The 14,445-nt window shown below is 72.8% G+C and carries 13 protein-coding genes, 1 pseudogene and 1 riboswitch; of the genes and pseudogenes, 8 read left to right on the forward strand and 6 right to left on the reverse strand.

The window, feature by feature from the left end:
* From AB0K37_RS33560 to AB0K37_RS33570, 3 genes and pseudogenes are all read left to right on the forward strand, one after another.
* Positions 1 to 791 (forward strand): annotated as a pseudogene (locus AB0K37_RS33560) (hypothetical protein); the annotation flags it as partial.
* A complete protein-coding gene (locus tag AB0K37_RS33565) occupies positions 791 to 1,432 on the forward strand; it encodes a hypothetical protein (RefSeq protein WP_363987839.1) in 642 nt (213 codons plus the stop codon). The pseudogene AB0K37_RS33560 and the gene AB0K37_RS33565, both read left to right, overlap by 1 nt.
* On the forward strand, positions 1,429 to 2,487 hold the full coding sequence (locus tag AB0K37_RS33570; protein WP_363987841.1) for a bifunctional lytic transglycosylase/C40 family peptidase: 1,059 nt from the start codon (positions 1,429 to 1,431) through the stop codon (positions 2,485 to 2,487). The genes AB0K37_RS33565 and AB0K37_RS33570 overlap by 4 nt, the downstream gene beginning before the upstream one ends.
* Before the next feature lie 13 nt (positions 2,488 to 2,500).
* Here the strand turns inward: AB0K37_RS33570 and AB0K37_RS33575 are convergent, their stop codons facing one another.
* Positions 2,501 to 3,004, reverse strand: a complete 504-nt coding sequence (locus tag AB0K37_RS33575; RefSeq protein WP_363987843.1) for a MarR family transcriptional regulator — start codon at positions 3,002 to 3,004, stop codon at positions 2,501 to 2,503.
* A 61-nt stretch (positions 3,005 to 3,065) separates the two neighbouring features.
* Here AB0K37_RS33575 and AB0K37_RS33580 point away from each other — a divergent pair, with 61 nt between their 5' ends.
* Genes AB0K37_RS33580 through AB0K37_RS33590 form a run of 3 tightly spaced genes read left to right on the forward strand, consistent with a single transcriptional unit; the run spans position 3,066 to position 5,579 of the window.
* A complete protein-coding gene (locus AB0K37_RS33580) occupies positions 3,066 to 4,352 on the forward strand; it encodes an amidohydrolase family protein (protein WP_363987845.1) in 1,287 nt (428 codons plus the stop codon).
* Between the two features lie 41 nt (positions 4,353 to 4,393).
* Complete coding sequence (locus tag AB0K37_RS33585; RefSeq protein WP_363987846.1) at positions 4,394 to 5,164, forward strand: Mut7-C RNAse domain-containing protein; 771 nt, start codon at positions 4,394 to 4,396, stop codon at positions 5,162 to 5,164.
* A 28-nt stretch (positions 5,165 to 5,192) separates the two neighbouring features.
* Complete coding sequence (locus AB0K37_RS33590) at positions 5,193 to 5,579, forward strand: (deoxy)nucleoside triphosphate pyrophosphohydrolase (protein ID WP_363987858.1); 387 nt, start codon at positions 5,193 to 5,195, stop codon at positions 5,577 to 5,579.
* A gap of 518 nt (positions 5,580 to 6,097) precedes the next feature.
* Here AB0K37_RS33590 and AB0K37_RS33595 read toward each other — a convergent pair.
* On the reverse strand, positions 6,098 to 7,114 hold the full coding sequence (locus tag AB0K37_RS33595; RefSeq protein ID WP_363987848.1) for an NlpC/P60 family protein: 1,017 nt from the start codon (positions 7,112 to 7,114) through the stop codon (positions 6,098 to 6,100).
* 7 nt (positions 7,115 to 7,121) lie between these two features.
* Positions 7,122 to 7,253: riboswitch (cyclic di-AMP (ydaO/yuaA leader) on the reverse strand.
* 191 nt (positions 7,254 to 7,444) lie between these two features.
* Here AB0K37_RS33595 and typA point away from each other — a divergent pair.
* Positions 7,445 to 9,298 carry a translational GTPase TypA gene (gene typA, locus AB0K37_RS33600; protein WP_363987850.1) on the forward strand — a complete coding sequence of 618 codons (1,854 nt, stop codon included), beginning with the start codon at positions 7,445 to 7,447 and terminating at the stop codon, positions 9,296 to 9,298.
* A gap of 69 nt (positions 9,299 to 9,367) precedes the next feature.
* Here typA and AB0K37_RS33605 read toward each other — a convergent pair whose 3' ends face one another.
* Positions 9,368 to 9,760 (reverse strand): FHA domain-containing protein, encoded by a 393-nt coding sequence (locus AB0K37_RS33605; RefSeq protein ID WP_363987852.1) that lies wholly within the window; start codon positions 9,758 to 9,760, stop codon positions 9,368 to 9,370.
* 51 nt (positions 9,761 to 9,811) lie between these two features.
* Here AB0K37_RS33605 and AB0K37_RS33610 point away from each other — a divergent pair, with 51 nt between their 5' ends.
* On the forward strand, positions 9,812 to 10,777 hold the full coding sequence (locus tag AB0K37_RS33610) for a hypothetical protein (protein WP_363987853.1): 966 nt from the start codon (positions 9,812 to 9,814) through the stop codon (positions 10,775 to 10,777).
* Here the strand turns inward: AB0K37_RS33610 and AB0K37_RS33615 are convergent.
* The 3 genes from AB0K37_RS33615 to AB0K37_RS33625 form a co-directional block, all read right to left on the reverse strand.
* Entirely contained in the window at positions 10,681 to 11,448 is a 768-nt protein-coding gene (locus AB0K37_RS33615; RefSeq protein WP_363987854.1) for a 4Fe-4S single cluster domain-containing protein, read from the reverse strand. The two genes, AB0K37_RS33610 and AB0K37_RS33615, sit on opposite strands and share 97 nt — an antisense overlap.
* Positions 11,445 to 13,358 (reverse strand): AAA family ATPase, encoded by a 1,914-nt coding sequence (locus tag AB0K37_RS33620; RefSeq protein WP_363987855.1) that lies wholly within the window; start codon positions 13,356 to 13,358, stop codon positions 11,445 to 11,447. The genes AB0K37_RS33615 and AB0K37_RS33620 overlap by 4 nt, the downstream gene beginning before the upstream one ends.
* A gap of 38 nt (positions 13,359 to 13,396) precedes the next feature.
* On the reverse strand, positions 13,397 to 14,445 hold a 1,049-nt coding region (locus AB0K37_RS33625), incomplete at its 5' end, for a response regulator receiver protein (RefSeq protein ID WP_363987857.1).

Here is a 14,445-nt window from a genome sequence, read left to right on the forward strand (position 1 = left end):
CGGGCACGCGGACCGGCTGCCCGGGTTCCACGGTGGTCGCGGTCAGGAAGGACGTTCCCGCGGTGCCGATCGTCGGTCGCGGGCTCGGGGAGGGGACGCGCGGCGCGGGCGCCGCGGCGGCGCAGGGGCGGTCCAGGCGCGGTGCTCCTCCGCTGAACCTGCCGACCAGGGCGGGCGGGCTCGGCGACCGCCGCACGGACGGCGCCAGGGCGGCTGCGGTCAAGCCCGGCGGCGTCACCGTCGCGAAGGGCGACGGTGAGGACGCCGGAGGCGGTGGCGGGAGCGGCAAGGGCAGCGTCCGCCCGACGTCCTGGACGGGCCGCGGAGGCACCGGCGGCGGCGTCTCCGGTGGCGGCGGTTCGGGCGGCAGCGGCGGTTCGGGCGGCGGCTCCGGCGGCGGCGGTGGTTCCGGTGGCTCCGGCGGTGGTTCGGGTGGTTCCGGCGGTGGCGGCGGCTGGTTCGGCGGCGGCGGTGGACGCTCGTCCGGCTCCGCCGGTCGCGGTCGCGGGCGCTCGGGCGGCGGCTCCGGCGGTTCCGGTGGCTCCGGCGGTGGCGGCGGCTGGTTCGGCGGCGGCAACGGCGGCAACGGCGGTTCGGGCGGCGGCTCCGGGAACGTCCCCCGCCAGCGCGGCCGCGGCGGCGGTGCCGCGAAGCCCTCGCGTCCCGAGCCGGGCGGGCGGCAGGCGCCCCCGCCGCTGTGGGGCAGGGGCGGCTCCAACGCCAGCCCGCCGATCCCGTTCTGGCTGCGTCCGGTCGACCGCCGGTCGGGTGAGTCGGACCGGGACGAGTGATGAACCTGAACGACCGGCGGCGCAAGCTGCTGTTCGCGGGTCTCGTCGTCCTGCTGACGGCGGTCGGCGTCTACCTGACGGTGGCCTCGCCCTCGGGCGGGTCCGGTGACGAGCCGGAGGCCCGCCCGGTCGCGACGGCGTCGCAGGGGCCCCAGGCCCCCGCGTCGCCGCCGCCGGGGATCCAGAGCGCCGTCGACCCGAACGACTTCGACGTCTACCGGCTGCTGCCGTTCTCCCGGCAGGAGTTCGCCACGGCGGCCGACCTGGCGCAGCGGTTCGTCGCCGCCTACGGGACGTACCGCTACGACGAGGCACCCCAGACCTACATGGCGCGCTTCGCCGGCCTGACCACCTCCGACCTCGGGCAGCGGCTCGGCCAGGGCGTGGCGACGCCCGGGATGGTGGAGGAGCGCCGCCGCGAGCAGCTCGTCGCGCAGGGCACGGCGTCCCTCGACCAGGTCCGCGACATCGAGAACAACTCGATCATCTTTCTGGTGACCGGCAGGCAGCAGGTCACCAAGAACGGGCGGACGAGCAGCGACAGCAAGCAGTACGCGGTGACCGTGGCGAGGGACGGTGGTTCGCTGAGGGTCTACTCGTTCGAGCCCGCCGACGTGGGACAGGCGGGTGACACGGGATGAGCCCGCGGAGGTTGCTGCTCGTCGGCGCCCTGGGCGTCGCCGCGGTGATGTTCGTGGCGCTGGTCTTCGTCCCGATCCTGTTCGGCGCGAGCCAGTTCCTGTTCGGCGGCGGGATCGGCGGTGGCGGCGGCTGCGTGAACGTCGCCGGCGCCGGCGCGCAGCCCGCGGCGGCGGCCGACGCGAAGTCCGTCCCCGTCGACTACCTGAAGCTGTACCAGGAGGCGGGCAGGAAGTACGGCATCCCCTGGAACGTCCTGGCGGGCGTCGGCAAGGTCGAGACCGACCACGGCCGGTCGACGATGCCGGGCGTGTCCAGCGGGGAGAACTACGCGGGCGCGGGCGGTCCGATGCAGTTCCTCGACGCGACGTTCAAGGCGTTCGCGGTGGACGGCGACAAGGACGGCAAGAAGGACCGCTACGACCCGGCGGACGCCATCCCGACGGCCGCCGCCTACCTCAAGCACAACGGCGCCCCGGAGCGCATGCGCACCGCGATCTTCCAGTACAACCACTCGTGGGACTACGTGGACCTCGTCCTCGACTGGGCGAAGCGCTACGTCGGCGGCGAGTTCAAGCCCGTCCAGGCGAACGGGATCAACTGCGAGGACAACGAGCTGCCCGCCAACGTCGGCGCCCTCGTCAAGACGATCATCGCGTTCGCGATGGCGCAGCGCGGCAAGCCCTACGTGTTCGGGGCGAACGGCCCGGACGCCTACGACTGCTCCAGCCTGATCCAGGCCGCCTACCGCCAGGTCGGCCTGAACCTCCCGCGCACGACGTTCGAGCAGTGGCCGTTCGGCGTGAAGATCGCCAAGGGCAAGGAGCAGCCCGGCGACCTGGTGTTCTTCAACTCCGGCCCCGGGACGTCGCCCGACAATCCCGGCCATGTCGGGATGGTGATCGGCGGCGGCAAGATGATCGTGGCGAGCTGCTCGGCGTGCGTGCCCGCGATCGGGGTGAAGACCTACAAGAAGGCGAACTGGATCGGGGTGACGCGCCCGCTCGCGCGGCCGGACTTCAAGAAGAAGGTGTCCGAGCTGGCCGCGCGCCAGTAGCGGCCCGGCGGGGTCAGCGGAACCGGCGCCGGCCCACGACGAGCACGATCTCGCGCAGCGCGTCGGCGGCGGCCCGCACGTCCTCCGGCGGTACCCGGGCCAGCACCTCCTCGTGCGCCACCCCGGACGCGACCAGGGCCTGTTCGGTGACGCGCAGCCCGTCCGCGGTCAGCTGGACGAAGCGGCTGCGGGCGTCGCCCGCGTTGGCCTCGCGCTCCACGTAGCCGGCCTTCTGGAGCCGCTGCAGGACGTTGCTCGTCCCGCCCGAGGTGAGGAACGCCGACCGCGTGAGTTCGCTCGGCCTCAGCCGGTACGGCTCGCCCTCCCGGCGCAGCACGGTCAGCACTTCGAACTCGGCGTAGGTGAGGCCGAGTTCGGCCAGCGGGCCCCGGAGCGCCTGCTGCACCAGCGTGGCGATGCGCCCCGCGCGCTTGCTCAGTTCCAGCATCGCGACGAACGGCTCGGTCAGGCCGTCCCGCCGCCACGCGTCGGCCAGGTCATCGATGTCGTCCCGCACGCCCCGAGCGTACTCGCTCCCGTGATTGCTTTTTGTAAAGCTAACTCGTAAGCTTTCATGCATGGCAAATTCTCTGCTGCTCACGAACGGCCTCGTCATCGACACCGCACCCGAACCGACCGTGCTGGGAACCGCCGACGTGCTCGTCGAGGACGGCCGCATCGCCGCGGTCGGCCCGGACCTGGCCGCGCCGGACGGCGCCGAGACCATGGACGCGACCGGCCGCATCGTCATGCCGGGCTTCGTCGACACCCACCGGCACACCTGGCAGGCCGGGATCCGCGCGGCCCTGCCGGACGGCACGCTCCACGCCTACCTGCAGCGCGTCCTCGGCGAACTGGCGCCCCGGTACCGGCCGGGCGACGTGTTCGCCGGGACGCTCGCCGGCTCCCTGGAGTGCCTCGACTCCGGGATCACGACGCTGGTCGACTGGTCGCACATCCAGCTCAGCGAAGGCCACACCGAGGCGAACATCGCGGCGCTGCGGGCGTCCGGCATCAGGGCGGTGTTCGGGTACTGCTACGGCGGCGACGGCGGCCTCGACGCGCTCGCCGCCGAGACCGGCCGCGTCCACCGCGAGCACTTCGGGTCCGGCGGCCCGGTCACGATGGCGATGGCGGCGCTCGGCCCCGAGATCGCGGGCGACGAGCGCGCCCTCGCCGAGTGGCGGACGGCCCGCGACCTCGGGCTGCCGGTCACCGCGCACCTGGGCGGCCACGGCCCCGAGAGCGCCGCGCGCGGCCTGGCGTTCCTCGACGCCCACGGGCTGATGGGCCACCCGGCCATGTACGTGCACGCCAACTTCTACACCGACGAGGAGCTGAAGCGGATCGCCGGAAGCGGCGGGACGGTGTCCGCCGCCCCCGCCATCGAGGCGGCGCTGGACATCGGCGCCCCGCCCACCGGACGCGCCCGCGCCGCGGGCGTCCCGACCGGGCTCGGCGCCGACACGGTCGTCTCCGGTCCCGGCGACATGTTCAGCATCATGCGCGCCGCCTACGTCCTCGAACGGGGGCGCCCGGACGGCGCCGGCCTCGGCTTCACCACCGCAGACGCCCTGCGGACGGCCACGATCGAGGGCGCCGAGGTCGCGGGGCTCGCGGACGTCACCGGATCGCTGACCCCCGGCAAGCAGGCCGACCTGCTCGTCCTGCGCACCGACACCTTCGGCCTCGCGGCGGCGCACGACCCCGTCGCGGCCGTGGTCCTGTCGGCGGACACGCGCAACGTCGACACCGTCCTGGTCGGCGGACGCGTGGTCAAGCGCGGGGGAGTGCTGGTCGGCTACGACGTCCCCGCCCTCCTGGCGTCCCTGGCCGACTCCGCCGCGCACGTGACCGCTGCCTGAACCCGGGAGAATCGTCGGCCGCGCGTGGCATGCTGATCGGCGTGGAGTCCGAGATAACGATCCGCGTCGCCGACGAGCTGCTGATGTTCCTGCCCGCCACCCGGCGGGAGTCCCCGGCGCGGGTCCCCTGCGACGGGACCTCGACGCTGGGGCACCTCGTGGAGTCGCTGGGCGTCCCCCTGCCCGAGGCGGGCCCGATGACCGCCGACGGCGAGCCCGCCGGCCCCGCCACCCGCCCCGGAGCCGGGGCCGAGGTCCGCGTGGCCGCGGTCCCGCGCCCCCAGCCCGTGCCGCTGGACCCGGGCCAGGTCGCCCCGCGCTTCCTCCTGGACGTGCACCTCGGCACGCTGGCCCGGCGCATGCGCCTGCTCGGCCTCGACACCGCCTACCACAACGACATGGACGACCCGGCGCTCGTCGTCCAGGCCAACGAGGAGCGCCGCGTCCTGCTCACGCAGGACCGCGGCCTCCTGCGCCGCCGCGCGCTGTGGTTCGGCGCCTACGTCCGCGGCTCGCGCCCCGACGACCAGCTCCGCGACCTGCTCGACCGCTTCGCGCCCGTCCTGCGCCCGTGGACGCGCTGCACCGCCTGCAACGGCGAGCTCGTCCCGGTCGACAAGCAGGAGATCGAGCGCGAGCTGCGGGCGGGCACGCGCCGCAGCTACGACGTGTACGGCCGCTGCGCGGTCTGCGGGCAGGTCTACTGGCGCGGGGCGCACGGCGACCACCTGGAGGAGATCGTCCGCGACGCGACGCGGCTGGTCGACTCCCTCAGGCGGAACGGAACCGGACGGACCGGCGCCGCGGTCTGATCACGAACACGGAGAGGAGCTGGTCGCGATCGATCTCGTGGTGGTGGGGGCGGCGATCCTCGCGGAGGGGCGGCTGCTGGCCGCCCAGCGCGCCGAGCCGCCGCACATGGCGGGCGGCTGGGAGCTTCCCGGCGGCAAGGTCGACCCCGGAGAGTCGGACGAGGACGCCCTGGTGCGCGAGTGCCACGAGGAACTCGCCGTGAAAGTCCGCCTGGGCCGCCGAGTGGGCGGCGACTGGCGCCTCAGCGAACGCGCCGTCCTCCGCGTCTGGACGGCCGAGCTAGCGGAAGGCGAGCCGCAAGCCCTGGAGCACCTGGAACTCCGCTGGCTGGCACCCTCAGAGCTCCACGACGTCGACTGGCTCCCCGGCGACCGCCCGGTAGTAGACCTCCTGGCCACCGAAGGCCTCACCTAGCCAACCCGGGCTCGGGCCACCGTCCCCAGCGACCAGCTCGGAGCGAAGCGCAGAGCGTGCCGACCTCCGACGATCGCCCGCACTGCCCCCGACGGAGGCCCTCAGAAAGCGACGGTGGACCGCCGGAGTGTCCACGCACTCGCGGGCCCCTGCGCAGCACCTACTGCCGCGCCGCCCAAGCCCGCCCGCACGCCCGCAGCAACGACGTGGGAAGCGCCTCTAGCCGACGGCAGAAGCCCTCCACTGCGACAACCTCAGCCATCACAGCAACCCCGCAACGTCCTGAGGGCACGAGGAGGAAGCACGTCGATACGACGACAGAACCGTCCAGTGCGACAACCTCAGCCCCCGCCGCAACCCCGCCGCGACCTCAAGGTTGCGATCGCGTCCGAAGGCAGGTTCGAGCTTGCGAGAACCTGATCGCGCAGCGAGCCGCCAGGCGAGACGGAGCGATGCCAGCGATCGCCCCGCTTTTTTCGACGATGGAGGGCCGCCAGGCCCGAAGGAGGAGAAAGAAGCTAAGAAATACGGTTCGCGCCTGCGAAGTCGGAGCGGTCGGAGAGCTTGGAGATCTTGACCACGTCGCCGGTCTGGGGGGCGTGGAGGTACTTGCCGTCACTCAGGTAGATGCCCATGTGGTGCAGGTTGCTGCCGAAGTACACCAGGTCGCCGGAGCGGAGGGCGCCGCGGGAGACCTTCGTTCCCATGGCGAACAGGTCGCCGGTGTAGTGCGGGAGGCCGGGCTTGCCGACCTGGGCGTAGGCCCAGACGACGAGGCCTGAGCAGTCGAAGCTGCTCGGTCCGGCGGCGGCCCACACGTACGGGGAGCCGAGCTTGGTGAGCGCCTTGCGGGCCATCTTGGCGGGCAGGTCGGAGCCCTTCACGGTGGCGCTGAGGCCGGTGCGCGGGTCGCTCGCGTGGGTGGTGGTCAGCTTGTCGAGGCGCTTCATCACCTCGGAGACCTTGGCCTTGGCGGCCTCGCGCGCCTGCTTGGCGTCGTCCCAGGCCTTCTTGACCTGGGCGGTCTTCGCCTTGGCGGTGCGCTCCGCGGCGTCGGCCTGGTCGATCTGCTTCTTCAGGGCGAGGACGGCGGTGGCCTGGCTCTGCGCCAGGTAGGCGCGGTCGGACAGCCCCTCGGCGGAGGCGCCGGAGCCGAAGAGGACGTCGGGGCCGCCGGCCATGTAGTTCGCGGCGGCCAGGCTGCCGAGCTTCTGGCGGGCGGGCTCGGCGAGGGCGCGCAGCCGCTCGGCCTCCCGGGTGGCGTCCCGCTCGGCCTTGCGGGCCTTGTTGAACTCGACGCGGGCCTTGTTGAACTTCTCCGTGAGGATCTCGGCCTCTTCGTTGAGCGCGTCGAGGCTCTTGCGCAGGCCCTTCTCCGTCGTCGGCGTGGGGCTCGGCGCCGAGGGCGCGGAGGCTGGCCGGAACGGCTGGGCGGCGTGGGCGAGGTCCGGCGCGGTGGCGCCGAGGCCGATCAGGAGCAGGGTGGCGGTGGCGGTGGGCAGAACGCGACGCCGCCGGGGGGAATCCGGAGCCAAGCCGGTGTTCTCCTCTCCTCGTACGCCTACCGGGTTAGCTGACGGGTTCGGGCCAGGAGTCGCCCTACGACGAGCGTCGATTCACCCCGAGGGTGGTGGGTCCCCGGTTCTCCCGCGGGAGATTCGGCGTTCCGGCCGCAGTCCCCTGGGGGCGGGACTCCGGACGACCGGATCTCGGGCAGATTACAAAGGATGCGCAAAGTTGGCCAATCGAGGTCCGTGTGAGCGGTGGGGCGAACGACTCGGAGTGGGTGGTACGCACGGCCAAGTAGAATGGGTACGGCCGCACGTCTGCGGCGACTCCCGAACTCTCACGCAAGGCGAACCCGCATGCCCATCTCCACGCGCGACGACCTCCGTAACGTCGCGATCGTCGCCCACGTCGACCATGGCAAGACGACGCTGGTCGACGCCATGCTCTGGCAGTCCGGGGCCTTCCGCGAGAACCAGGACGTCGACGACCGCGTGCTCGACTCCAACGACCTGGAGCGCGAGAAGGGGATCACGATCCTCGCGAAGAACACCGCGGTCCTGCACAACGGTCTGACGATCAACATCATCGACACCCCGGGGCACGCCGACTTCGGCGGCGAGGTCGAGCGCGGCCTGTCCATGGTGGACGGCGTCGTCCTGCTGGTCGACGCCAGCGAGGGCCCGCTCCCGCAGACCCGCTTCGTGCTGCGCAAGGCGCTCGCCGCGCGGCTGCCGGTGATCCTGGTCGTGAACAAGACCGACCGCCCCGACGCGCGCATCGACGAGGTCGTGGACGAGACCTACGAGCTGTTCATGGACCTCGACGCCGACGAGGAGCAGATCGACTTCCCGATCGTGTACGCGTCCGGCCGCGCCGGGCGGGCCTCGCTCGACAAGCCCGCCGACGGCGCCATGCCCGGCAGCGACGACCTGGAGCCGCTGTTCAAGGTCATCACCGAGACGATCCCCGCGCCGTCCTACGACCCCGACGCGCCGCTCCAGGCGCACGTGACGAACCTGGACGCGTCCAGCTACCTCGGCCGGATCGCGCTGTGCCGGGTGCACGCCGGCACGATCAAGAAGGGCCAGCAGGTCGCCTGGTGCCGGCATGACGGCAGCGTCGACCGGGTGAAGATCACCGAGCTGATGATGACGGAGGCGCTCACCCGCAAGCCCGCGGACGAGGCCGGGCCCGGCGACATCATCGCCATCGCCGGCATCCCCGACATCATGATCGGCGACACCATCGCCGACCCGGACGACCCGCGCCCGCTGCCGCTGATCACGGTGGACGAGCCCGCGATCTCCATGACGATCGGCACCAACACCGGGCCGATGGCGGGCCGCGAGAAGGGCACCAAGGTCACCGCCCGGATGGTCAAGGACCGGCTCGACCGCGAGCTCGTCGGCAACGTGTCGATCCGGGTGCTGCCGACCGAGCGCCCCGACGCCTGGGAGGTGCAGGGCCGCGGAGAGCTGGCCCTGGCGATCCTGGTCGAGAACATGCGCCGCGAGGGTTACGAGCTGACCGTCGGCAAGCCGCAGGTCGTCACGCGTGAGATCGACGGCAAGAAGCACGAGCCGGTCGAGCGGCTCACCGTCGACATCCCCGAGGAGCACCTCGGCGCCGTCACGCAGCTGATGGCGGTCCGCAAGGGCCGCATGGAGCACATGACCAACCACGGGACGGGCTGGATCCGGATGGAGTTCCTCGTCCCGGCCCGCGGCCTGATCGGGTTCCGCACCGAGTTCATGACCGAGACGCGCGGCACCGGCATGGCGCACCACGTCTTCGAGGACTACGAGCCCTGGTTCGGCGAGCTGCGCACCCGTCCGTCCGGCTCGCTCGTGGCCGACCGGGCCGGCGCCGCCACCGCCTACGCGATCACGAACCTCCAGGAGCGCGGGACGTTCTTCGTCGGCCCGACCACCGAGGTGTACGAGGGCATGATCGTCGGGGAGAACTCCCGCGCCGACGACATGGACGTCAACATCACCAAGGAGAAGAAGCTCACGAACATGCGGTCGTCCACCGGCGACGAGCTGGAGCGGCTCACCCCGCCCCGCGTCCTGTCGCTGGAGGAGGCCCTGGAGTTCTGCCGCGAGGACGAGTGCGTCGAGGTCACCCCGACCGCCGTCCGCATCCGCAAGGTGGTGCTGGACGCCAAGGAGCGCGAGCGCACGCGGGCCCGCACCAAGCGCGCCGGCTGAGCACCGAAGCCGAAAGGGGCGGCCCCGCGGTTCCGAGAACCGCGGGGCCGCCCCTTTCGTACGTGCCGCTCAGCTCAGCTGGACGGTGCCCGTGACGTCGGCGGCCAGGCGGAGCTGGTCGCCGTCGCGGAGCGGGGCGTCCACGCCGCGGGGGAGCCGCTCGCCGTTGACGAACGTCCCGTTGGTGGAGCCTTCGTCGCGCACCCAGGCCGTCCCGGACGGGTCGAGCCACACCGTCGAGTGGCGCCGCGACACGTTGTCGTACTGCGTGAACGTGGCCGCCACCGGCGACTGGCCCGCGTCCCGGCCGAGCACCAGGTGCTGGCCGACCGAGACCTTGAGCTCGCCCGTGGGGAACTGGACGCGCAGGACGGGCGTGCCCTTCTGCGGCAGCGGGCGCAGGCACGAGTCGCACTGCGCGGCGCCCGGGTTGGTCAGCACCGCCTCGCAGTACGGGCACATGAACGCCGTGCTGTCGGGTGCGGACGCCCGCTGCTGGCCCTGGTTGTGCTCGTGCGGCAGCAGCGTCGCCTCGCGGCCGTGCGGCAGTTGCGGCGACTGGCCTCCGTGCTGCGGCTGACCCCCGTGCGGAGGCTGGCCTCCGTGCTGAGGCTGCCCGTACTGGGGCTGCCCGTGCTGAGGCTGCCCGTGCTGAGGCTGCCCGTACTGGTGATCGGCCGGACCGGGCTGCGGTGCGCCGTACTGGTCCTGCGGTGCGCCGTACTGGTCCTGTGGGGCGCCGTACTGCTGCTGCGGCTGGTACTGGTCCTGCGGCTGCGGCGCGCCCCACTGGTCCTGGGGCTGCTGCGGCGCGCCCCACGGGTCAGCGGGGGGCTGCTGCTGTTGCGGCTGCCCGTACTGCTGCTGGCCGTGCTGGGGCTGGCCCTGCTGCGGCTGCCCGTACTGGGGCTGCCCCTGCTGGCCCTGACCGTGCTGCCCCTGACCGTGCTGGTCATGGGACTGCTGGGGCATGGGCGGACCCCATGCGTCCGGCTGCTGCTGCTGCGGCTGTGGCGCGCCCCATTGGTCCTGGGGCTGCTGCGGCGCGCCCCACGGGTCAGCGGGGGGCTGCTGCTGTTGCGGCTGCCCGTACTGCTGCTGGCCGTGCTGGGGCTGGCCGTACTGCGGCTGCCCGTGCTGGGGCTGGCCGTGCTGGCCCTGCCCGTGCTGAGGCTGCCCGTACTGGTGGTCGGCCGGGCCAGGCTGCGGGGCGCCGTACTGCTGGCCCCCCTGCTGCGGCCCCGGCGGCGGGGGTATCCGCTGCGGTTCGTACCCGCCCGGGCCCTGCTGGTGAGCGCCGCCACCGGCGCGCGCCAGGTTGGCCCCGCAGCTCATGCAGAGCAGATCGCCCGGCTGGAACGGTTCGTCGCAGACCGGACAGTTCAAGGTCGCCATGACACATCCCCCGAGCGCACCCCGGCGCGGTCGAGCCGCGACGTGAGGTGCTCCATGTCACCTCTTCGCGGGATCCCGATGTAGTACACCCGCTTTCCCTCCGGCCCTTCGTCCACGGACACCTGTACTCGGGGCCCTCTTCCTTCAGTGTCACCAATCGCTTCAGTGTCACCGACGCCGGCCACTGCCCCGTACCGCTCGCGTCCCAGAGGGGACACCGGCACGACGCGCTGGTTGGCCGACCCCCTCCAGAGTAGGGAGCCGTCCCCGGGGTGTCGCCCCCCAGGGTTGAGCCGGTCGACGTACGGCCCCGTGACCACGGCGTCACACATGTCCACGATCTCGCGCGTCACAGCGGCGCGCGAGAGCCGAGAGTAGACATATCCGCTGTAAACCAATATGTCCAACGCAATCGTCTCACGGTCGCGGGTCTCCCGCCACGCGCGGATCCCCCGCACCAGGGCCGCCAGCGCGGCCGGCTGCTGGAAGGGTTCGCCGCCCGAGATGGTCACCCCATCGACCGGTTCGGGAAGGGACGCGAGCCATCCTAGGACCGCTTCGACGGGGATGGCCCGGCCCGGGTCGGCGTCCCACGTGTCGCGGGAGAGGCAGCCGTTGCAGTGCAGCGTGCAGCCCTGCGTCCAGATGCCGGCCCGCGTCCCGGGACCGAGTGTGGTCACCGGGTAGTGCGCCTTGGCGAGCAGGAGAGTCTCGCCGGCGCCGTCTCCGGCCCCGGGGGGACGGCCCGCGCTCACTGGAGGTCCAGGTGCACGATGCTGCCCTCGCGCCGGATCCCCGTGACGGTGACCTTCTCGTCCGGGACGAGCTCCCGGTCGAAGAGCGCGCGCGCCAGCGGGTTGACGAAGTGCGACTCCAGCGCCATGCCGATGCCGCGCCCGCCCTTGGCGAGCTCCTCCGTGCACCACTCGCGGAGCGTCTGGAGCGCGTCCCCCTTCACGGCGAGGACGAGCCGGTGCTCCTCGGTCACCCGCCGGCAGATGTTCGCGAACTGCAGGTCGAAGATCTTGTGCGCGGCCTCGCCGGAGATGAAGTCGAACACCACGATGTTGTCGCCGAACCGGTTCAGCAGCTCCGGCCGGTTCAGCACCGCCGTGAAGTGGTCGGCGACGGCGCCCTTGATGCGCTGCTCGACCTGCTCGTAGGACATCCCGGGTGTGATGTTCTGCACACGGTCCGGGGCCCCGTACGCGGCCCCGTCGCGGGTCGTGAGGTCGCGTCCCGGCACGAACATCCCGAGGTTGGAGGTGAAGATGAGGATCGACTCGGAGAAGTGCACGGTGTTGCCGCGCCCGTCGGTGAGCCGCCCGTCCTCCAGGATCTGCAGGAACTTGTCCAGGATCCGCGGGTGCGCCTTCTCGATCTCGTCGAAGAGGATCACCCGGAACGGGTCCTCCCGGACGGCGTTGGTGAGCTCGCCGCCGGCCTCGTGCCCCACGTACCCGGGCGGCGACCCGATCAGCCGGTCGCCGGAGCCCTCGCCGGAGAACTCGCTCATGTCGAAGCGCAGGTAGGCCGACTCGTCGCCGAACACCAGCTCGGTGATGGCCTTGGCCAGCTCCGTCTTGCCGGTGCCGGTCGGTCCCGCGAAGAACAGCACCCCGCGCGGGCGGCTCCCGGACCTGGTCGCCTGCGCGCCCGACAGCCCGAGCACCGCCCGCTTGAGGATGTCCAGCGTCTTCGTGACCGCCTGCGGCTGCCCGATCACCCGCTCGGGGACGCGCTTCTCGCCCTCCAGCACCCGGCGCCGCAGGTGCCCGCGGCTCCACGGGTTGTCGAGCACGCCCAGCTTGTAGGTGCGGACCGCGTCCGGCAGGTCGGCGAGGTCGACGTTGCGCTCCTTCGCCAGCCGGGTCACCTCGATCATCGACTGGAGCGTCAGCCCGTCCGCCTGCTCGGCGAACGCGTCGCACGCCGCGGCCGCCACCTCGTCCGACCCGACGTCGCTCACCCCGAACGCGCGGGCCAGCAGCCGCGCCGTCTCCTGCCGGTCGCCGAGGTGCGGGCGCGGGATGGTGATCTCGCGGATGTTCTCGTTGTCGGCCGTCAGCCACGGCGGCAGGTCGCCCGGCCGCTCCACCAGCCAGACGACCGGGTTGTAGAGCGGCTTCGGCCGCGCCCCCGTCACCCGGACGGGACGCGCGCTGCGCGACAGCTTCGCGCAGAACCGGAAGAAGTCGCGCTCGGCCGGCTCCAGGTCGGTCGGGGTCCGGGCGATGCGCGACGCCGAGTCGATCACGAAGGCGGCGCGGACGTTCTCCTGCGGCCGGGCGACCGCGGCCAGATGCCGCGTCAGCCCCTCCAGCGAGGGCTTCTCGTCCGCCTTGACCTTGCCGAGCAGCGACTCCGCCGCCGCCGCGGCCTCGTCCCCGGACGGCTCGTTCGGGCCGGGAACGATCTGCAGCCCGTCCACCGGGTCGTAGACGGCCATGAAGGCCGCGCCGCTGGAGCGCAGCGTCTCCCACAGCAGGGCCCGCAGGGGCAGCAGCACCGCCGGGCCGCCGTCCGGCGACGGCGCGAGGAAGCTGTCGTGGAGGTTGCCCGACAGGACGTACTGGGAGTGCACCGAGAGGGTCGCGTCCAGCTCCCGGATGAACGGCGGCCAACCCAGCAACCGCCCCCCGAGGGTCGGCGAATCAATGCTCATCTAGTCACTCCACTCCGTCCGAGCGCCCCCTGCACACCTCACTTGTGACGCTCGCGGGAGCGTTCGCGTTGGGCGGCACGGCCCCTAGTCTGCCGTGCCTCCGCCGAAACGGGCAGCTCACGGACCCCGGGCTCCAGCCGCCACGCGACGTCCGAGCGGATCCCCTCGCCGGCCAGTCGCTCGCGCGCCGCCTCGAACGCCTCGCACCACTCCCGTTCCCGCTCGACGTCCACCCGGCGGTCGTCCTCGCTCTCGGCGGGCCGCTCGCGCACCATCGAGGCGCGCACGTGCGCGGCGTCGTCCACGCGCATCCGGACGCTGTGGTCGGGCCAGGCGCCCTTGGTCAGCGTCACGGTGCCGTCCTCGGCCGTCAGCGTCTCGAACCCGGCCTGGACCTCGTACCCCATGTCCTCGAACGCGGCCGTGATCGAGTCGAGGACGTACCGGCGCTCGGCCTCGGCCTGCTCGGCGGCGTCGCGCTCGGCCGCCAGCCGCCGCTCCTCGTCCCGCCGCTCCCGGGTGCGGCGGTTGGCCTCCTGGATCCGCAGGCGCACCTCGTTCAGCACGCCCTCCGCGTCGGCCGGCGTCGCGACGCCGGCCAGCATCCGCGCCGCCTCGGCGACCGCCCGCCGCTCCGCCTCTTCGGCGTCGGGCAGCAGCCGCGCCATGATCCGTTCAAGGTGCTCGCGCACGTCGCCGGCCCGCGGCGGCGGCGACCCGTCCCGTACGCCGGCCGCCAGCCCCTCGGCGGGGACGTCGAAGATCTGCGCGCCGACCTGGGCGGCGAGATGCTCGGAGAGGCGCCGTTCGGCCTCGTCCAGGACGGGATCGGTCGCCGCGCACCAGGCGGTCAGCTCGGCGGCGGACCGCTCGGCCGGGTCGAGCGGGCCGGGCAGCGGCACGTCCGCTCCGATCTTCGCGCGGGTCTCGGCGAGCGCGGCGATGCGCGCGTTGCGCTCCACCGTCTCGCGCAGCGCCCGCTCGTGCGTGCGGACCTCAGCGAGCGCCGCGGCCGGCATGCCCCGCCTCTTCCGCGAGTCCCCCCTGAACTCGATCTGGGAGGGCTCCGGCAACGTCGCGGCGCTCG

Source organism: Actinomadura sp. NPDC049753 (assembly GCF_040674655.1).
Taxonomy (GTDB): domain Bacteria; phylum Actinomycetota; class Actinomycetes; order Streptosporangiales; family Streptosporangiaceae; genus Spirillospora; species Spirillospora verrucosospora.

Coding starts and splice junctions, on each gene's coding strand:
- AB0K37_RS33565 (WP_363987839.1), top strand. CDS start 791: ATGAACCTGAACGACCGGCGGCGCAAGCTGCTGTTCGCGGGTCTCGTC.
- AB0K37_RS33570 (WP_363987841.1), top strand. CDS start 1,429: ATGAGCCCGCGGAGGTTGCTGCTCGTCGGCGCCCTGGGCGTCGCCGCG.
- AB0K37_RS33580 (WP_363987845.1), top strand. CDS start 3,066: ATGGCAAATTCTCTGCTGCTCACGAACGGCCTCGTCATCGACACCGCA.
- typA (WP_363987850.1), top strand. CDS start 7,445: ATGCCCATCTCCACGCGCGACGACCTCCGTAACGTCGCGATCGTCGCC.
- AB0K37_RS33605 (WP_363987852.1), bottom strand. CDS start 9,760: ATGTGCCCGTACTGCGAGGCGGTGCTGACCAACCCGGGCGCCGCGCAG.
- AB0K37_RS33620 (WP_363987855.1), bottom strand. CDS start 13,358: ATGAGCATTGATTCGCCGACCCTCGGGGGGCGGTTGCTGGGTTGGCCG.